The 18,771-nt window shown below is 71.9% G+C and carries 17 protein-coding genes and 1 tRNA gene; 10 read left to right on the forward strand and 8 right to left on the reverse strand.

Going from position 1 to position 18,771, the window contains the following annotated elements:
• Positions 1-102: 102 nt before the first annotated feature.
• Positions 103-321, forward strand: coding sequence for a hypothetical protein (locus tag ACZ3IG_RS18870; protein ID WP_467433306.1), 219 nt, complete (start codon positions 103-105; stop codon positions 319-321).
• Positions 322-392: 71 nt separating this feature from the next.
• Here the strand turns inward: ACZ3IG_RS18870 and ACZ3IG_RS18875 are convergent, their stop codons facing one another.
• Together ACZ3IG_RS18875 and ACZ3IG_RS18880 are read right to left on the reverse strand one after the other, a co-directional pair.
• Positions 393-1,724 (reverse strand): hypothetical protein, encoded by a 1,332-nt coding sequence (locus ACZ3IG_RS18875; RefSeq protein ID WP_467433309.1) that lies wholly within the window; start codon positions 1,722-1,724, stop codon positions 393-395.
• A gap of 26 nt (positions 1,725-1,750) precedes the next feature.
• A complete protein-coding gene (locus ACZ3IG_RS18880) occupies positions 1,751-2,218 on the reverse strand; it encodes a hypothetical protein (RefSeq protein ID WP_467433310.1) in 468 nt (155 codons plus the stop codon).
• Positions 2,219-2,388: 170 nt separating this feature from the next.
• Between ACZ3IG_RS18880 and ACZ3IG_RS18885 the strand changes: the two genes are divergently transcribed.
• From ACZ3IG_RS18885 to ACZ3IG_RS18895, 3 genes are read left to right on the forward strand one after another with little or no spacing between them, the layout of a single operon-like run.
• Positions 2,389-2,580 (forward strand): hypothetical protein, encoded by a 192-nt coding sequence (locus ACZ3IG_RS18885; RefSeq protein ID WP_467433312.1) that lies wholly within the window; start codon positions 2,389-2,391, stop codon positions 2,578-2,580.
• Positions 2,577-2,750 (forward strand): hypothetical protein, encoded by a 174-nt coding sequence (locus ACZ3IG_RS18890; protein WP_467433314.1) that lies wholly within the window; start codon positions 2,577-2,579, stop codon positions 2,748-2,750. Before ACZ3IG_RS18885 ends, ACZ3IG_RS18890 begins: the two co-directional genes overlap by 4 nt.
• Positions 2,747-2,884: a hypothetical protein gene (locus tag ACZ3IG_RS18895; protein WP_467433316.1), complete on the forward strand. Its 138-nt coding sequence runs from the start codon at positions 2,747-2,749 to the stop codon at positions 2,882-2,884. Before ACZ3IG_RS18890 ends, ACZ3IG_RS18895 begins: the two co-directional genes overlap by 4 nt.
• Before the next feature lie 101 nt (positions 2,885-2,985).
• Here the strand turns inward: ACZ3IG_RS18895 and ACZ3IG_RS18900 are convergent, their stop codons facing one another.
• Both ACZ3IG_RS18900 and ACZ3IG_RS18905 read right to left on the reverse strand, forming a co-directional pair.
• Positions 2,986-5,556, reverse strand: a complete 2,571-nt coding sequence (locus ACZ3IG_RS18900) for an ABC transporter permease (RefSeq protein WP_467433319.1) — start codon at positions 5,554-5,556, stop codon at positions 2,986-2,988.
• The gene (locus ACZ3IG_RS18905) at positions 5,553-6,341 is read right to left on the reverse strand and encodes an ABC transporter ATP-binding protein (RefSeq protein ID WP_467433321.1); all 789 of its coding nucleotides are present in this window, start codon (positions 6,339-6,341) and stop codon (positions 5,553-5,555) included. The genes ACZ3IG_RS18900 and ACZ3IG_RS18905 overlap by 4 nt, the downstream gene beginning before the upstream one ends.
• A gap of 482 nt (positions 6,342-6,823) precedes the next feature.
• Between ACZ3IG_RS18905 and ACZ3IG_RS18910 the strand changes: the two genes are divergently transcribed.
• Complete coding sequence (locus ACZ3IG_RS18910; protein WP_467433322.1) at positions 6,824-8,416, forward strand: MFS transporter; 1,593 nt, start codon at positions 6,824-6,826, stop codon at positions 8,414-8,416.
• A gap of 166 nt (positions 8,417-8,582) precedes the next feature.
• On the opposite strand, the gene ACZ3IG_RS18915 is transcribed toward ACZ3IG_RS18910, so the two are convergent.
• The 3 genes from ACZ3IG_RS18915 to ACZ3IG_RS18925 all read right to left on the reverse strand — a co-directional run bounded on the left by ACZ3IG_RS18915 (position 8,583) and on the right by ACZ3IG_RS18925 (position 13,124).
• Positions 8,583-9,473, reverse strand: coding sequence for a cellulose-binding protein (locus ACZ3IG_RS18915; protein ID WP_467433324.1), 891 nt, complete (start codon positions 9,471-9,473; stop codon positions 8,583-8,585).
• Between the two features lie 167 nt (positions 9,474-9,640).
• Positions 9,641-12,088 carry an SUKH-4 family immunity protein gene (locus ACZ3IG_RS18920; protein WP_467433326.1) on the reverse strand — a complete coding sequence of 816 codons (2,448 nt, stop codon included), beginning with the start codon at positions 12,086-12,088 and terminating at the stop codon, positions 9,641-9,643.
• Between the two features lie 7 nt (positions 12,089-12,095).
• The gene (locus tag ACZ3IG_RS18925; RefSeq protein ID WP_467433327.1) at positions 12,096-13,124 is read right to left on the reverse strand and encodes an SMI1/KNR4 family protein; all 1,029 of its coding nucleotides are present in this window, start codon (positions 13,122-13,124) and stop codon (positions 12,096-12,098) included.
• A 426-nt stretch (positions 13,125-13,550) separates the two neighbouring features.
• On the opposite strand from ACZ3IG_RS18925, the gene ACZ3IG_RS18930 reads away from it, so the two are divergent.
• Complete coding sequence (locus ACZ3IG_RS18930; RefSeq protein ID WP_467433329.1) at positions 13,551-14,081, forward strand: YwqJ-related putative deaminase; 531 nt, start codon at positions 13,551-13,553, stop codon at positions 14,079-14,081.
• A gap of 50 nt (positions 14,082-14,131) precedes the next feature.
• Positions 14,132-14,632 (forward strand): SUKH-3 domain-containing protein, encoded by a 501-nt coding sequence (locus tag ACZ3IG_RS18935; RefSeq protein ID WP_467433331.1) that lies wholly within the window; start codon positions 14,132-14,134, stop codon positions 14,630-14,632.
• 69 nt (positions 14,633-14,701) lie between these two features.
• On the opposite strand, the gene ACZ3IG_RS18940 is transcribed toward ACZ3IG_RS18935, so the two are convergent.
• On the reverse strand, positions 14,702-16,018 hold the full coding sequence (locus ACZ3IG_RS18940; protein ID WP_467433333.1) for a sensor histidine kinase: 1,317 nt from the start codon (positions 16,016-16,018) through the stop codon (positions 14,702-14,704).
• Positions 16,019-16,186: 168 nt separating this feature from the next.
• Here ACZ3IG_RS18940 and ACZ3IG_RS18945 point away from each other — a divergent pair, with 168 nt between their 5' ends.
• From ACZ3IG_RS18945 to glmU, 3 genes are all read left to right on the forward strand, one after another.
• Positions 16,187-17,062 (forward strand): hypothetical protein, encoded by an 876-nt coding sequence (locus ACZ3IG_RS18945; protein WP_467433335.1) that lies wholly within the window; start codon positions 16,187-16,189, stop codon positions 17,060-17,062.
• A gap of 6 nt (positions 17,063-17,068) precedes the next feature.
• Positions 17,069-17,139, forward strand: a tRNA-Gln gene (locus ACZ3IG_RS18950).
• A gap of 120 nt (positions 17,140-17,259) precedes the next feature.
• Entirely contained in the window at positions 17,260-18,708 is a 1,449-nt protein-coding gene (glmU, locus tag ACZ3IG_RS18955; protein ID WP_467433336.1) for a bifunctional UDP-N-acetylglucosamine diphosphorylase/glucosamine-1-phosphate N-acetyltransferase GlmU, read from the forward strand.
• Positions 18,709-18,771 lie beyond the last annotated feature (63 nt).

Raw genomic sequence — 18,771 nt, forward strand, 5'->3', positions numbered from 1 at the left:
CCGGACGATGTCTTCTTCCCTGCCGATCACACAACGGCTACCGTCGGCGGCACGGCGCGGGCACCGGCCCGCCCGGCCCGCTCGGGGCGACGGGGGTGTGTGATGGTGACGCTGGGAGTGTTCTTCGGGCTCCTCATGGTCGTGGTGGCGGGGCTGGTCTGGAAGATCTCCCGGCGCGGGAGCGGGCCGACGCGGAACGCCGAGGGGCTGCGCATCGAACAGGCACACCGCCGAGCGGCCGACCGGGCCCGGCGCTCCTACGACGCGATCTCCCAGCACGACACGCTGCCCTTGGGGGACAGGTACCACGACAGGCGATGACGGCGGGGGATCACCGGTGAGGGCCTGCCGCCGGCACTTCAGCACAGCGACCAGCCGCAATGCTGTCTCCGCTACGGCCCGAGCATGTCCAGCAGGTGATCGTCCAGGTCGGCGGCCCAGTGCTCACGCCGCCAGGGCCTGAGCTCCTGCCGTACCTGCCGCAACCGCAGTGCCGGTACCCGCCCGCCGGTGCCGGCGGCCGCGGCCACGCAGTCGTGGAGGAGTTCGGCCGCCGCCCGCGGTTCGCCGAGCCGGACCCGGGCCAGCGCCTGGTCGGCGGTGATGATCGCGCGTTGTACCCGCTCCCGGGGAGTAGCCAGCGCACCGGCCGCCCGGGCGAACCGGTCGTGCGCCGCCGCCGGGTCGCCGACATACAGGTCGCAGACCCCCTCGAAGCCGCGCAGATGCGCTGCCGAGAATGCCGTGGGCGCCGGATCTCCGGCGTGATCGGCGTCCATGTCGTACCAGGCGAGCTCCAAGGCGGCGGCTGTCTGCCGGTCGTGTCCGGCCCGGGCGGCGAGTTCGGCCTGCAACGCGTGTGCGCGAGACCGGATCAGCGTGCTCTCCCCGGTGCGCGCCGACCGTACCGCTCGGTCCGCCAGGCGCGTGGCGCTGTCGAGCCCCGGGGCCGAGTACAGGGCAACGAGCGCGTGACTCATGTGGACCCCGGCTTGCGTCCACGGTTGCTCCAGCAGACCGGCCTGCCGAGTGCCCTCGGTATACAGTGCACGCGCCGCGGAGTCGTCCCTGGTCTCGAAAGCCAATCTGCCGGCCAGCATCGCCCCCGCGACCGCGATCACCCGCAGTCGTGCGACGAGCGGCTCCGGGACCGGGCCGGCAAGAAGGCGCCGGGTGGCTTCGACAGCGGGGGCGAGGAGCAGTTGGAGGCGGACCATCGGGAGCGAGCCGACCTCCGCGTTGACGTCCTCGATGATCGAGGCGAGTCCCATCAGAGTGTCCTCGTCGGTCCGCGCCGGGTCGGCCAGGGCAGCGGCGAGACCGGTGTGAACACCGGGGGCGAGGAGTGCGAACATCCCGCCACCGTCGGTGGCCGCGCGAAGCATGGTGGTGCGCAGTTCTGAGACGCGCCCCTCGCTCTCCCCCAGCAGGCCGAGGGCGTCCAGGTAGTAGGCGAAGTCGGAGCCGGTGCCGAGTGCGGTCTCACCGGCAGGGGAACGGGCGTAGACGTGCGCGAGGAGTAGTTGGTACCGCTCGTCCGGAAGACTTGGTTTCGCTGACTCCCAGCGGGCGACCGAGCGCTGGACAGCGGCGACGCCCGGCAGCGAAGGCTGACCGAGTTCAGCCGCGCCCGAGATCAGCGCACGGGCGAGGCCGGCCAAGGACAGACCGCGCCGCTTGCGCAGTGCTTTCAGTGCGGCTGCCCCCGCAGCCTTGTCCGTCATGTCCTCATCGTGCAGCAAACGGCTGCCTACACGGGCACGATCAGATGGGGTTTCCCCATATCGCGTGTATACGTCAACGTCTGCCATGTCCCCGACTGCGCCTGCCCGGCCCCGGGGAATCCGATCGTCATCGTGCTGTGGTCGACCATCCACCGGTTGCGCGCGTGGTACGCGGCCGTGTTCAGCTCCGGGGCTCGGAGCTGAACGATGTCTGTGAGGCGGTCACGCACCCGGACGATGGCCTGCCGTGCCCCCTCCGGCTGCTGCTCCACCGTGCCGGGGACGACCACGGTCAGACCTGCCGTGGTGTTGCTGGCGAGCCAGAGTAGGGCAAGGGAGTCGATGCCCTTCGCACCACCGACGTGGAAGTGGGCGCCGTCCGCGAAGGGCTTGAGGTACTCACCGAACAGAGCGGCGTACTCAGTGGGACCACGATGCCCCGTGCTGCGGGTGCCGGTGATAGTCACCGAACGCTCAGTCAAGATCGACTCCATGTCACAGGTTGTCATATCCCACCAGGAGACGGGCGTTTGAAACCGTGTGTGCGAACGCCGACGCCCCGGCCCTGAGGCCAGGTCCGCCGGCCGAACACGTCCCGTCACAAGAACCCCGCGACCGCGCGAACGGCCCGGGGGCGTGGCCGACGCTTCGAAGGAGCGACGACATGACAGACCTTATCCACGCGGCTCGGCGGTGGCTGAGGAGCGCCCTGCACCAGCCGTCCGCCCAGGACGGGCCGGTGAGTGTGGCTGACGCCCCGGTCGGGGAGGTGCCGATGCCGGTGCCCTACGGCCCGGCTTGGGTCCTGCCGCCCGCCGACCGGTCATCGCTGTACGCCGCGGGAATCGGCCGGTGAACGCCCCCGAAACCGACTGGCAGCGCGCCTACCGCCAATGGTTCGAGCACGCCCGTGGGTGTGAGGTGTGCGGGCGGGTCGCCACCGTTGCCGAGGGGTGTGACACGGGGCGGGAGCTGTGGGGCGCGTACCGGCTCGCCCGGGTCGGCGGAGGCGCCAAGTGGTCATGACCATCGAGGTCTACCGGATCGACCCGCGGACCGGCGCGCGGACCCAGGTGCGGGAGAAGCGGACCGTCACCCCGGACTCACTGCCGGAACTCTTCGGCCGGTTTCCGCCCTGTGCCTGTCCGCGCTGTCGCTGACGCGTACGGCGCCGGGGAGTCCCCCGTGGCTCCCCGGCGCCGTCCCCCGTGTCCCCCGTGCACGGTGGTTCTTCGGTGGTTCTTCGGTGGTTGCCCGGTGGCTACTCCGTCGCGATCGCGTTCAGGACGTTCATGCGGCCCGCGCGGAACGCCGGGATCAGGGCGGCGAACAGGCCCACGAAGGCGGAGGCGACGAAGACGCCGGTGATGGTCGGCCAGGGGATGTCCAGGACGTTCAGGCCCTCCAGGGCGAGGAGTTGCTGGGCGGTGGTGCCCCAGCCCATGCCCAGGCCGAGGCCGAGCAGGGCGCCGAAGAGGGCGATGACCACGGACTCCAGGCGGATCATGCGGCGCAGCTGGCGGCGGGAGAGGCCGATGGCGCGCAGCAGGCCTATCTCACGGGTGCGTTCGACGACCGAGAGGGCCAGCGTGTTCACCACGCCGAGGACCGCAACGATGATCGCCAGGGCGAGGAGGCCGTAGACCATGTTCAGCAACTGGCCTATCTGGTCCTTCAGTTCCTGCTTGTAGTCGGTCTGGTCGCGGACCTGGTACTGCGGGTAGGGGTCGAGGGACTTCTTCAGCGCCGCGTACGCCTCGTCCGTCCGGCCGTCAGCCGCCTTGGCGAACATGATCGTGTTCGGGGGGATCGCGGAGGCCGGGAGGTACTTCCGCATCGTGTCGATGCTGAGGTACCGGGCGCCCTGGTCGATCGACGTGTCGTCGTCGGTGATGGCGGCGACCTTCAGCTTCGCGGTCCTGCCGCCCTCGAAGGCGACGGAGATCGTGTCGCCGATGCCGACGCCGTGCTTCTTCGCGTAGTCCGAGCCGACCGACATCGCGTCCGCGCCGTACGCGTCCGACAGGTCGCCGGCCGTGGTCGGGCGGCGCAGGTCCTCGGCGTAGGTGGCGTCGGCGGCCGTGACGCCGCTGTCGTCCTTCTTGCCGTCGGGCGAGGTCAGCGTGGCGTCGAGCATCTTGTAGCGGGTGACGTGGTCCAGGCCCGGCGTGTCCAGCATCGCCCGCTCGGCCTGCGGGACGATCCGCTGATTGCCCTGGACGATGAAGTCCGCGCCGACCGACTTGTCCAGCTCGCTGGTGGCCGAGGCGACCATCGAGGAGCCGACCACCGACAGACAGGCCACCAGGGCCAGGCCGATCATCAGGGCCGCGCCGGTCGCGCCGGTGCGGCGCGGGTTGCGCAGGGCGTTGCGCTCGGCCATGCGGCCCACCGGTCCGAAGGCCCGCAGCAGCACCGCGCTGATCACACGGACGACCACACCGGCCAGCAGTGGGCCGATGACGACGAAGCCGATCAGCGACAGGACCACGCCCGCGCCGAGCATCAGCGCGCCGTCGCTCGCCTTGTCCGCCGTACCGGCCAGGTACAGGGCCGCACCGCCCGCGCCCGTGAGGACGAGGCCGATCACGGCGCGCAGCACGCCCGCCCTGCCGTCGGCCGGAGTTCCGGCGTCGCGCAGCGCGGCCATCGGGGAGACCTTGCCGGCGCGGCGGGCCGGCAGATAGGCGGCGAGGACGGTGACCACGACACCGAGGACCAGGCCGACGACCGGGGTGGCCGCCTTCACGGTCAGGTCGTCCGTGGACAGGTTCATGCCCGCCGCCGACATCAGCTGCATCAGGCCGACCGCGATGCCGACCCCCGCCGCGACACCGAGGACCGACCCGACGACACCGAGGAACAGCGCCTCGATCAGCACCGAACGGTTGACCTGGCGGCGGGAGGAGCCGATGGCCCGCAGCAGGCCGATCTCGCGGGTGCGCTGGGCGACCAGCATCGAGAAGGTGTTGATGATCAGGAAGATGCCGACCAGGAACGCGATCCCGGCGAAGCCGAGCATGGCGTACTTGATGACGTCCATGAACTCGCCGACGTCCGAGCGGGCTTCGTCGGACGCTTCCTTCGCCGTCTGGATCTTGTAGCTGCCGCCGCCGTCCAGGGCCCGGGAGACGTCCCGCTTGAGGGTCTCGTCGGAGACACCGGCCGCCGCCGTCACGTTGAGCTGGCTGAACCGGTCCGCGCCGCCGAGCAGTTGACGCTGGGCGGTGGCGGTGTCGAAGTAGATGACCGCGGCGCCGGGGTTGGTGACGGTGAAGGAGGCGATACCGACGATCCGCGCCGTGAAGTCACCGGTCTGCGCGATGGTGCGCAGCTCGTCACCGATCTTCAGGCCGTGCTTGTCGGCGGTGTCGGAGTCGACCATCGTCTCGGTGGGGCCGCGCGGCGCGTGCCCCTCGGTGATCTCCATCGACCGCAGGTCGTTCCTGGTCCAGTTGCCGGCGATGGTCGGGGCGCCGCTGGTGGCTCCCACGTTGTCGTCGGCGTCGTCGACGACCGTCACGTTCATCGAGGCGACCGCGCCCTCGACCGCCTTCACACCCTCCACCGAGCGGACCTTCTCCAGCTCGGACGCCGGCAGCGAGACCGGCACCCCGCTCTGCGGCGTGTCCTCGGCCTCGGCGTCCTTCGGGGCGACCGTCACGTCCGAGGAGGTGACCGCGAAGAGCTTGTCGAACGTCGTGTTCATCGTGTCGGTGAACACCAGCGTGCCGCAGACGAAGGCCACCGACAGCAGCACCGCCACCGCCGACAGCGCCATCCGGCCCTTGTGCGCGAAGAAGTTGCGCATCGAGGTCTTCAGGACGGTCATGAGGTACGCCCCCGGGCGTCGAAGTCCTTCATACGGTCCAGGACGGCTTCTGCCGTGGGGGCGCGCATCTCGTCGACGATGCGGCCGTCCGCCAGGTACAGCACCCGGTCCGCGTAGCTCGCGGCCACCGGGTCGTGGGTGACCATCACGATGGTCTGGCCCAGCTCGTCCACCGACTTGCGCAGGAAGCCCAGTACCTCCGCGCCCGCGCGGGAGTCCAGGTTGCCGGTCGGCTCGTCACCGAAGATGATCTCCGGCCGGGCGGCGAGCGCCCGCGCCACCGCCACCCGCTGCTGCTGGCCGCCGGAGAGCTGGGTCGGCCGGTGCTTGAGCCGCCCGGCCAGCCCCACGGTGTCCACGACCTGGCCCAGCCACGCCTTGTCGGGCTTGCGGCCGGCTATGTCCATCGGCAGCGTGATGTTCTCCAGCGCGTTCAGCGTCGGCAGCAGGTTGAACGCCTGGAAGATGAAACCGATCCGGTCCCGGCGCAGCTGCGTGAGCTTCTTGTCCTTCAGCCCGGTGATCTCGGTCTCGTCCAGGTGGATCTGCCCGGACGTCACCGTGTCGAGCCCGGCGAGGCAGTGCATCAGCGTCGACTTTCCGGAGCCCGAGGGCCCCATGATCGCGGTGAACTCCCCCCGCGCGATGTCCACGTCGACCTGGTCCAGGGCGACGACGCGGGTCTCCCCCGACCCGTACGCCTTCACGACCTGCCGCGCCCGCGCGGCGACGGCCGTACGTCCTCCAGTACTCCCGTGCCTGGGAATGGTCACGGCCGATGTCATGGCAAGTCTCCTATGTCGGTCATCAAATGAGCCGCCGGTACCCCGGCGTACGCAACGTGTGTGAAGGCCGGGCGGCCGACGTGCCCGCCCCGCGAAGAAGTCTCGCCGCCCGCGGCACCCGCCCGCGATGGTGTTCAGCGCAGTCTTCTCCTGAGGAAAACCCCACCCCCGCAGGTCCGGTTCACCGCCCCCCAGCGGCGTAAAGCAAGGTTAAGGACGGAGCCGGGCCCCTCTCGTCCTCCGTCGGTACGAACCCTCCCCGAGCCGTAGTACGGAGGTACCCCTAGGGGCAGTCCACCGTCCGGTGGAGAACGTCTCAGGGTCGGTCTCCACCCTCGGGACCACCCGACCTGCACCCGACCCGCACCCGGCCTGCGCCCGACCCGCACCCGGCCTCACGCTCCCGGCCTCCCGGCCCGCGCCCTCCCGTCGCGTCCACCTCAAGTGCGAAGCTGATATCCCCAGTTGAGGAGGGCTGCACAGTGGACGGCACGGCGGACGGCACGGCGGACGGCACCAAGGACGCGGTACGGGACACCGCTCGGGCCGGCGGCGGCGGACGGCGGGGCGCGGTCGTCGCCGCGCTCATGCTGGCGATGGCGCTGGCGGCCCTGGACGCCACGATCGTCTCCACCGCCGTCCCGCAGATCGTCGGCGACCTCGGCGGCTTCTCCGTCTTCTCCTGGCTCTTCTCCGGCTACCTGCTGGCCGTCACCGTCACCCTCCCCGTGTACGGCAAGCTCTCCGACACCTTCGGCCGCAAACCCGTCCTGGTCGCGGGCGCCGCCCTGTTCCTGCTGGGCTCGCTGCTGTGCGCGCTCGCCTGGAACATGGCCGCCCTGATCGCCTTCCGCGTCGTACAGGGCCTGGGCGGCGGCGCGCTCCAGGGCACCGTGCAGACCCTCGCCGCCGACCTGTACCCGCTCAAGGACCGCCCGAAGATACAAGCGCGCCTCTCCACGGTGTGGGCGGTCTCCGCGGTCGCCGGGCCCGGCCTGGGCGGGGTCCTCGCCGCGTACGCCGACTGGCGGTGGATCTTCCTCGTCAACCTGCCGGTCGGCGCGGTCGCCCTGTGGCTCATCGTCCGCCACCTGCACGAGCCCGAGCGGAAGAACGGCGGCACGCGCGCGCGTGTCGACTGGGCGGGAGCGCTCACGGTGTTCGCGTGCGGCGGCGTCCTGCTCACCGCGCTGGTGCAGGGCGGGGTGGCCTGGCCGTGGCTGTCCGCGCCGTCGCTCGCCCTGTTCGGGACGGGACTGGTCCTGCTGGCGGCCGTCGTCGTGATCGAGCGCCGGGCGGCCGACCCGATCATGCCCGGCTGGGTGTGGCGGCGCCGTACGATCGCCGCCGTCAACCTGGCGCTCGGCGCGCTCGGCCTGCTGATGGTGGCGCCCACGGTGTTCCTGCCGACGTACGCGCAGTCGGTGCTGGGACTGGCACCGGTGGCCGCCGGGTTCGTGCTGTCGGTGTGGACGCTGAGCTGGCCGGTGTCGGCGGCGCTCAGCCAGCACGTGTACCGCAGGATCGGCTTCCGCGACACCGCCCTGCTCGGCATCGGAACCGCCTCGCTCATCCTGTTCGCGTTCCCGTTCCTGCCGTATCCCGGCGCGGCCTGGCAGCCGACGCTGCTGATGCTGCTGCTCGGCGCCGCGCTCGGCCTGTTCCAGCTGCCGCTGATCGTGGGCGTGCAGTCGACGGTGGGCTGGTCGGAGCGGGGCACCGCGACCGCGTCCATCTTGTTCTGCCGCCAGACCGGGCAGACCGTCGGCGCGGCCGTCTTCGGCGCGATCGCCAACGGGGTGCTGGCCGCGCGGCTCGGCGGCGCGAGCGACCTCGACTCGGTCACGCGGGCGCTGGACGGAGGCACGGGGGCAGGAGCGGGAGCGGAAACCGGTACGGGTACGGGTACGGACGCCGGTACGGGCGCGGGCGCGGGCGTGGCGGACGAGGCCGTACGGCACGCCATCGCCGACGCCGTGCACGCCGTCTACCTCGGCGCGGCCGGGGCGGCGGCCCTGGCGTTCCTGATACTGCTGACGCTGGCTCCACGGAAGTTCCCGGTCCTGAAGGACTGACGGAACCGACCGGACCGACCGTTCTGGCGGGACCGACCGGACTGGCCGGCCCGTCTCGGTGAAGTCGAGAGCGGTACGGAGACGCCCCCCGAGGTTTTCCACATACCGACCGCTCAGTTCGGGGGGGGGCACGGCGCGCGGCGGTTCCCGAGACACTCCGCGCCGGTCAGCGCGTGGCCCGCGCGGTCAGCGCGCTCAGGCGGTTGCGGACCCGGTCCGTCTGCGCCTGGACGTCGTCCCACCGCTCCCCGTGCTCGCGCAGCACCCGCTCGGTCTCCCGGGCGACCCGGGCCTCGTACGCCCGGGCCCCGGCCAGCACCTCGGCCGCCCGGGCCCGTGCCTCCTCCGGCAGCCGCCGCGCCGTCTCCTCGGCGTCGGCCAGGTCCCGTCCGGCGTCGGCCAGCAGCCGTTCGGCGCGCGCCAGCAACTCCGCGTGGTGCGCGTCCACCGCTGCGGCGCGCCCGGCGTCCTCCCGCTCGGCCGCCGCCCACCGCGCCTCGTGCTCCCCGGCCTGCTCGGCGAGGACCCCGGCGCAGCGCCGCCGCGCCTCGCGCAGTACGCCCAGTGCCTCGCCGCGCCCCGCCTTCACCTCGCGCCGGGCGCCGATCCGCGCCTCGTCGGCCTCGGCCCGCGCCGCGAGCAGCCGCTGCCCGGCCCATGCGTCGGCCTCGGCGCGTACGGCGTCGGCGTGCGCCCGCACGGACTCCGCCACGCCCGCCGCGTACGCCCGCGCCTCCTCCACCAGGCGTTCGCCGTCCGCCCGCGCCCGCTCGCGCAGGGCGTCCGCCTCCTCCCGCGCGCGCCGGAACAAGGCGTGGGCGCTCTCGCCGAGCGCCTCGTAGGTCTGCGGAGCCAGCCCGGCCACCGTCGCGCGCAGCCCGGACAGCTCCTCCTCCATCTTCCGGGCCAGCACGGTGAGCCGGGCGGCCCGCTCCCAGGCGGCGTCACGCTCCTGGGAGAGGGCCGCGGCACACGCGTCGACCTGCTCGGGCCGGTAGCCGCGTCCTCGTACGGTCACGAAACCGTGAGCCGGCACCGATGCGCTCGCGCTGCTCATGCGGGGACCCCTGTTCGCCCGACAACACTTACCAAACGGACGAAAGGGACTTTAGGGATTAGACGTAAGTATTCATAATGTGACACTCCGTGGAGCAAGCAAGAGCATCAAGAGCCATGAGGAGCGATGAGGAGCGCTGGGGAGTGATGGCGAGCAATGAGGGGCAATCACAGCAACCCGTCCCACATCTCCTCCAGCAGCACCGACCACCAGCTCTCCGGCGAACCGAGCGCCACCGCGTCCAACGCGGCCAACTGCGCCTGGAAATCGACGGTCCAGCGGCCCGCCTGCTCCTGGTTCAACCCGTACCTCAGCCGCCACATCCGCCCCAGCAGCGCCAAGCAGCGCGCGAACTCCGGCAGCCCCGTGTTCACGAACTGCGGCGGCACCGGCGCACCGCCCGGCCCGGCCTCCACCGGCACCGCCACAATGTTCGCCGTCCCGTACTGCACACAGATCGCCTTGCCGAAGTCACTGCCCACGACCAGGTACGACCCGGCGTCCGAAGCCGGCTGCACCCCCCGCTCCACCGCCAGCTCCGCCAGCGTCGGCACCGGACGGCCCGGCTGCGCCTGCGCCCAGAAGAACGGCCCCATGTCCACCGGCAGCCCGGCCACCACCAGCGTGTGCGCCACCACCGGCGGCACCCCCTGCCGGTCCACCGCCGCCTGCTCGAACCGGAACACCCCCGGCCCGAACGCCGCCGCCATCTCCTGCCCGATGCCCTCCGGCGGCAACGGCGGGGCCGGCGGCACCGCCGGCAACGGCGCGCGCACCGGCGCCGGACGCGCCGGACCGTCCGCGACCTGATGCAACTCGCCCTGGTGACTCAGCAATTGGGCCATGCCCTGCTGCCGGCTCGCGTGATCCGTGCCGTACGGCGCGATCGACGTGATCCGCGCCTGCGGCCACTGCTCCCGGATCATCCGCGCGCAGTAAGCGCCCGGCAGCTCACAGGACTCCAGCTCCGTGTGCAGCTCCAGCACCTGGTCCGGCGGCACGTTCATGGCCCGCAGCTCGTGGTAGATCTGCCACTCCGGGTGCGGGGTGCCCGGCGCGGACCGCCGGATCAGCTGCTGCTCGGAACCGTCCTGCGCCCGGTAGCGCAGCACCGCCTGGTAACCGGGACCGACGGTCGGCTGCCCGGCGGGCCGCGGCGGATACCCGTACGCCGGCGGCGGCACGGGGGCCTGGGGCACCGGCGGGGCCTGGGTCTGCGGCTGGGGCTGCCCGGGCGGGGGGACGGCTCCCTGCGGGTGCGGCTGGGGGTGCGCCTGCGGCTGCGGTGGAGCAGGGGGCGGTACGGCGCCCTGCGGCATCACCGGCGGCGCGCCCGGCGGCATGCCGGGGACGGGCGGCGGCGCGGGTACGCCGGGGCCGTAAGGGGGCGTGGCCAGCACGGTGGGGGCGTGGTGAACACCGGCCTGCGCCCCTGCGGGACCGGGTACGCCGGGGGCGGCGGGCGGGGCAGGGACGGCGGAAGCGGGCGGTACGCCCGGTGCCGCGGGGGCTCCCGGAACGCCGGACGGCACGGAAGGAGGAGGCTGCGTGACGCCAGGCGTGCCGGGAGCCTGCGGCACGCCGGTGGACTGGGGCGGAGCGCCCGGCACCGGCGGCGCGGCGGGCGGCTGCGGCACACCGGAGGACTGGGCCGGCGCCCCCGGCACCGAAGAAGGTGACGGCGTATTACCCGGCCCGGCCACCTCCCCCGTAGCCGTAGCCGTATCCGTATCCGTAGCCGTACCTGCCCCCGTACCCGTCTCCTTCGTCCGTGGCAGCCCGCCGCCCCGCGTCAGCCGCGCCGTGCCGGCGTCCACGATCGCCCCGGCCGGCTCGGCACCGTCGGTGTCGACGGCGTCGGCGGCGGTGTCGTCGTCGCTCAACTGCGGGGCGAACACGGTCTCGGGCAGCGGAACGGAACGGTCCTCGCCCCCGTCCCCGTTGGTGTCGGTCCCGGCCCACGGCGTGGCCCCGGGCGGCACGGCCGGCCCTCCGGCCACCTCGCCACCCAGACTCCCGTCGGTCAGGTCGGCACCGTCGGCCCCGTCCGCACCCCCACCCGCGACCGGCCACGCCGCCCCACTCGCGGGCGAGACCCCCGGAGCCCCAGGTGCCGCAGGAGCTGCGGAAGCCCCAGAAGCCCCAGGAACAGCCGAACCCCCCGAACCTCCCGACTCCGAAGCAACAGAGGAGCCAGGCGGACCCGCCGCACCCGCCTCCGCCCCGCCCCCACGCCGCCGGTCCGGAATCCCCAGCTTGTCCGCCGCCTCCTGCAACCACTCCGGCGGACTCAGCAGGAACGACGTCTGGTTCAGATCCGCCCGCGCCGCCGGCACCGGCCCCGCGACCACCTCCGAGCGGCCGTACTCCTCCTCGTACCGGCGGATCACCTCACCCACCGGCAGCCCCGGCCACAGCGTCGCGTCCCCGCTGTCCCGGGCGATCACCAACCGCTGCGCGCCACCGTCCGAACGCGGCCCGCCCTCCCGGTCCTCGCCCCACACCACGAACCCGAGCCCGAACTCCCGCACCCGCACCTCACGGTGCTGGTACGCCGGAACGTCCCCGTTGATCCATTCCTCGGCGCGCTCCTGCGCCTGCGCGAACGTCACCATCGCCAGCTCACTCTCCCGCAGCCGCCGCGGACGACACCGGCACCGCCCGCGCGAACCCGCCGTCCACCATCAGATCCGCCACCGTCTCCAACTCCGGCGGCGACCCCGCCAGCCGCGACAGAAACGCGTCGAAGTCCTCACCGCACGGCAACAGCAACCGCTCCGCCCGCTCGGCCGGCGACCACCCCGGATCGACGTCCCGCGCGTCGTCGTACGCGCAGAACCACACCGAACCGGTCCGCTCGCCCTTCACCTTCACCGCCAGCAACCCGCCCTGCACGAACGCGACGCCCAGGTAGTCCTTGGTCAGGTGGTCCCGCAGACACTTGTTGACATAGACCAGGTCATTGACCGCCGCCTCCTCACGCACCGTGAAGAACGGCTGGTCCACCAGCAGTCCCAACTCCGCGTCCAGCGCCGTCCCCACCGGCGCGCAGCCCCCCGCCGCCTTCAGGAACGACCGGTACGCGCCCGGCAACCGGTACCCGAGGTCCTCCTCCACCGCCAGCACCTGCTGCTCCGACACCGCCACCCCCGACTTCGGCAGACCGAAGTGCGCCGGACGCGTCTCCTCCAACGGCCGTGTCCCCCGCTTGCCCTGGTCCACCGCCGCCGTCGCGATCCCGCCGTGATGCCGCAGCAACGCCTTCACCTCGACCGGCACCAGCTCCAGCCGCCGCGACCCCACCACGTGGTGCCACGTCCAGCCGTGCGGCGTCGCCACCGCCGGCACCGTGTCCCACAGTTCGTGCCCGGACGCGGACAACGCCGCGTTCGCCGACACGTAGTCCGTCAGCCGCAACTCGTCGACACCGAAACCGCCCGGCGGCTCCGCGACCTCCGCCGCCGCCCGCGCGTACGGCGAGAAATCCGGGTAACCGCTCCCGTCCACCCGTACCCCTCTCGGGTGACGCGCCGCCCGCACCGGATCAGGGAAATGCACGACCTGCCCGGCGTAGGCCGCGTTCGGCGGCACGGCCCGTCCCTCAACCTGGCGGCCGGGAGGAACCCCCAGCCCGAGCCGACCTGTCGTCATGGCGGTTGCCCCCTGCGGCGTATGTCCGTCAGCCGTCCGTACGGACGCTGTGTCTGACTGTCTGGAGCTGACTTGAAACTGTGTGGAGCTGTATGGCACTGCGTGAAGTCGTATGAGGTTGTATGAAGTCGTATGAAGTTGTATGGAGTTGTACGGAGTCGCACGCAGCCGGCCCGAAAGCACGTCCGGAACTGCCAGGATCACCGCACCACACGCGGTGACGACAGCCTATGCGGTACAACGACACCGGTCACCGGCACCAGTCACCGGTACCGGCGACCCACCCCTCCGCTTCCGTGACCATCCGTCACGTACCGGTAACAGACCGCCCATAACCGGGCGTGTCGCCGCGCCCCAGCTTCCCCACCAGCCACGCCATTTGGCAGTCTGTGACCTCCGGGGGAGGTTCAGGAGGGGATGACGTTCATGAGCGCGACACAGACGGGACACCGGACCGGCAGGTCCGACGACCCCCGCACCGGCGACCCCCGCATCGGCTGGAGCAGCGCCGAAACCCCCCACGCACCCACCCTGCGCCACCGCCGCGACGGCATCCTCCCCACCGTCGCCGCCGCCCTCTCCGTCCGCGGCACCACCCTCACCGGCACCGCCGCCCGCGGCGACACACCCCCCGCCCTGCACCCCCTCGTACAGGACTTCCTCGACACCCTCACCAGCTCACAACGCGACCGCTTCACCGGCCGCTGCGCCGAGACCATCCTCATCTCCCGGCACCTCACCACCGCCGACGCCGCCCGCAGCAAACGCGCCGCCCGCAGACCCATGACCAACGGCGAAGCCCGCAAGGCCCTCAAACACGCCAAACTCACCACCCGCCACATCCGCGAGGACGGCGACCCCCTGCACGGCACCTTCGCCCCGCCCTGCCGCACCTGCACCGCCCTCAGCGCCCACTTCGGCGTCCGCGTCGTCGATCCCACGCCGGCCACCGGCTGACCCCACCCGCGACCACCCGCAACCCCCGTACGGACGACGAACGAAGGCCGATGCACCCCGACCGCACCAAGACCGGCACCACCCGATTCCCCGTCCCCGTCGACGCCGCCCTGCGCGACGCCGGCTGGCAACCCGGACGCTGGGACATCAAACAAGCCGAATACTGGGCCGACACCCTCCGCGGCCACACCTCACCCGCCGGCCACCGCCACACCGTCTTCCCCGCCGCCGTCGAAGCCTGGGCCGAATTCGGCGGCCTCACCCTCACCCCCACCGGACCCGGCCGGCAGATCGCCCCCGCCACCCTCCACCTCGACCCCCTGCACGGCCTCCACCTCGCCCGCACCCTCGGCGACCTCGGCCGCGCCCTCGACACCGAGGTCTGCCCCCTCGGCACCGAGACCGACACCCGGGCCCTCCTCGCCATCGACACCCACGGCCGCGTCTACGCCCTCGACCACACCGGCGACTGGTACCTCGGCCCCGACATCGACCACGCCCTCGGCGCCCTCGTCACCGGCACCGAACCAGCCCGCCTCAGCACCGTCTGACCCGCCGCTCCGCGGAAACCACCACGCGAAACACCACCGCTGCGCGGAAACCACAGCAGGAATCACCCGCTACGCGGAAACCACCGCGGGAATCACCGCCGACACCCGGAAACCCCCCGCATCCGTCGGCCCCGACACGAACACCCCGCCCAGCGCCGCGACCCGCTCCTTCATCCCCACCAGACCATTGCCCCCCGACGGCAGCCCCGCCGAAGACGCCGACGCCGGCTCCGGCGGCGGATCGTTCTCCACCTGCATCGCGATCTCCGACGCCCGATGCGCCAGGCGCACGTACGTCTTCGCACCCGACGCGTGCTTGTGCACGTTCGTCAACGCCTCCTGCACCACCCGGAACGCCGTCTGCTCCACCACCGGCGCGTACGACCGCACCTCCCCCTGCACCGACAGGTCCACCACCATCCCGGCCGCCGCCGACTGCCCCACCAACTCGTCCAGCTCCGCCAACGACGGCCCCTCCCCCTCCGCCTCGGCCGCCCGCGAAGCCGCCGCCGCGGCCGCCGCCCCCACCGCCGCCAACGGCACCGACGCCCGCTCCCGCGGCGCCTGACCCCCACTGCGCAGCACCCCGAGCATCTCCCGCAACTCGGTCAGCGCCTGCCGCCCCATGTCCCCCACCAGCGCGGCGTTCTTCACCGCCTTCTCCGGATCCTTCCGCGCCACCGCCTGCAGCGCGGCGGCGTGCACCACCATCAGACTCACCCGGTGCGCGACCACGTCATGCATCTCCCGCGCGATCCGCGTCCGCTCCTCGCCCCGCGCCCACTCGGCCCGCTCCTCCGCCCGCTCCGCGAGCAACTGGAGCTCCCGCTCCAGATCGTCCGCCCGCTCCCGCAAGCTCTCCATCAGCCGCCGCCGCGCCCCCGCGTACAGCCCCAGCAGCACCGGAGGCGCCGTCAGCCCGAGCGACGTCGTGACGGCGGCGAACGGCACGAACCAGTCGCCGATCCCCAGATCCCCCCGCGCCATGTCCTGCCGCACCCGCACGAACGTCACGATCAACGTCCCCAGCAGCGACATCCCCGCCAGCGACCCGATGATCCGGCGCGGCAGCTCACACGCCGCCAGCGTGTACAGACCGACGATCCCCATCAGAAAGCCCATCTGCGCCGGCGTGACGGCGATCGCCACCAGCACCACCGCGATCGGCCACTTGCGCCGCACCAGCAGCACCGAGCCGGCCAGCAGACCGAACAGCACCCCCGCCGCGACCGGGATCCCCGCGTCCCACGCGAACGGAACCCCCTCCGCCGCGCACTCCAGAGCCGACACCACCGCGAGGCCCACATCGAGCACCGCGCCGCGCCGCCGCTCCCACCACCAAGGCCCACCGCGGGCCGTCACCTGCATGTCCCCCGTCGTGGTCATGCCTCCAGCCTACGGGCGCGCGGCAGCGCATTTCCGGGGAGTTTCGATGGATTGGGATACACCACGGAGGGTGACAGTACGGTAGCGATACGACGCGATATCCCTCGAACGTATGAACCGATCACCGTTCACCCCCGGAGCCTCCCATTCCGCCCGGACGGTGTCCCCATGACCCGTTCACCGAACAAGTACGCCGACTTCGAGGGCCTCCGCGAACAGGCACTGGCACTGCGCCGCGCGGGCCTCAGCCGCCGCCAGATCCGCGACCGGCTCCACGTCGACAACAACGACATCCTCAACCGCCTCCTGGAGGGCGAGCCTCCTCCGGAGTGGACGAAGCGCCCCAACGCGAAGGACGACCTTCGCGACCGCGCCCGCGAACTCCGGCTCCAGGGCTGGACGTACGACCAGATCCAGGTGGAGCTGGGGTGCAGCAAGAGTTCGATCTCGCTGTGGGTACGAGATCTGCCGAGGCCCGCGCGGCGACGGCGATCGAGTGAAGAGGCGTCGGCGATCGCCAAGCGCGGGTGGGAGGCCAAGCTGCAGTTGCGCGAGGAGGAGCGTCGACGGACACGACAGTCGGCCGCGGCCGAGGTCGGCGACCTGACCGACCGTGAGCTGTTCACGGTGGGCGTCGGGCTCTATTGGGCCGAGGGGTCCAAGAGCAAGCCCTGGAGTCGACGCGAGCGCATCACGTTCGTCAACAGCGACCCCGACATGATCACCGTGTTCCTGGCCTGGCTGAGACTGCTGGACGTCCCACCCGAACGCCTCCGCTTCGCGGTGCACATTCACGAGACGGCGGACGCGTCCGCCGCCGAGCAGTTCTGGGCGGACCATGTCGGCGTCCAGCCGAGCCAGCTCCTGAAGACGACCACGAAGAAGCACAACCCCCGCACCAACCGGAGGAACACGGGCGCCGGCTACTACGGATGTCTTCGAGTCGACGTGAGGGACGGAGCCGAGTTGTACCGTCGCATCGAGGGCTGGTGGTGCGGCATAGTGTTGTCTGCACGCAACGCCGATCAAGAGAATCGGACATAGCGGTAATCCCGGGTCGTCTAAGGGCAAGACGTCAGATTTTGGTTCTGATCATGGGGGTTCGAGTCCTCCCCCGGGAGCACATACTCAGTTCGGGTCCTGACCGGTGACAACCCCGTCAGGGCCCGCACCCATGTCCCCCACAAATCCCCCCGGTATCCTGCGGATGTCCACCCCCACCCACAGCCGAAGGGCATCCCGTGAGCGCCAACCGCCCGGCAGCCGTCGTCGTTCTCGCAGCGGGTGAGGGCACCCGTATGAAGTCGGCCACCCCGAAGGTCCTGCACGACATCTGCGGCCGCTCCCTCGTGGGCCACGTGCTCGCCGCCGCCGGCGAACTGGACCCCGAGAACCTGGTCGTCGTCGTCGGGCACGCCCGCGAACAGGTCACCGCGCACCTCACCGAGGTCGCCCCCGCCGTCCGTACCGCCGTCCAGGAGCAGCAGAACGGCACCGGGCACGCCGTGCGGATGGGGCTGGAGGAGCTGGGCGGCACCGTGGAGGGGACGGTCGTGGTCGTGTGCGGGGACACCCCGCTGCTCACCGCCGGCACGCTCGCCTCGCTCGCCGCCACCCACACCGCCGACGGCAACGCCGTGACCGTGCTGACGGCCGAGGTGCCGGACGCGACGGGGTACGGGCGGATCGTGCGGGACGAGAGCACCGGGGCCGTCACCGCGATCGTGGAGCACAAGGACGCCGACGACGCGCAGCGGGCGATCCGGGAGATCAACTCGGGGGTGTTCGCGTTCGACGGGCAGTTGCTCACGGACGCGCTCGGCAAGGTGCGGACGGACAACAGTCAGGGTGAGGAGTACCTGACGGACGTGCTGGGAATCCTGCGGCAGGCCGGTCACCGGGTCGGGGCGTGTGTCGCGGCCGATCACCGGGAGATCGCCGGGATCAACAACCGGGTGCAGCTGGCGGAGGCGCGGCGGATCCTGAACGACCGGCTGCTGACGGCGGCGATGCTGGCCGGGGTGACGGTCGTGGACCCCGCGTCGACGTGGCTGGACGTGACCGTGACCTTCGAGCGGGACGCGACCGTGCATCCGAACACGCAGCTGCACGGCGCCACGCATCTCGGCGAGGGCGCCGAGGTCGGGCCGAACTCGCGGCTGACGGACACCCGGGTGGGGGCCGGTGCGCGGGTGGACAACACGGTGGCGCAGGGCGCGGAGGTGGGCGCTCAGGCGACGGTCGGGCCGTTCGCGTATCTGCGTCCGGGGACGCGGCTGGGAGTGAAGGGCAAGATCGGTACGTACGTCGAGACGAAGAACGCGTCGATCGGTGAGGGTACGAAGGTGCCGCACCTGTCGTATGTCGGGGACGCGACGATCGGTGAGTACACGAACATCGGTGCGGCGAGTGTGTTCGTGAACTATGACGGACAGGACAAACACCACACCACGGTGGGCTCTCACTGCCGTACGGGGTCGGACAACATGTTTGTGGCTCCTGTCACGGTCGGGGACGGTGCCTACACCGCCGCCGGGTCCGTGATCACCAAGGATGTGCCGCCCGGTTCGCTGGCCGTGGCCCGGGGCCAGCAGCGGAATATCGAGGGTTGGGTGGCTCGTAAGCGGCCGGGGAGTGCGGCGGCGCGGGCGGCCGAGGAGGCGTCCCGGGAGCCGGGCGCCGGAGAGTGACCGGAAACCGGTGCGTCGAAGTCGTCGTACCGTGATAAGTGCACACCCGCACCCTTACCAGCC

Source organism: Streptomyces sp. NPDC016677 (genome assembly GCF_055562815.1).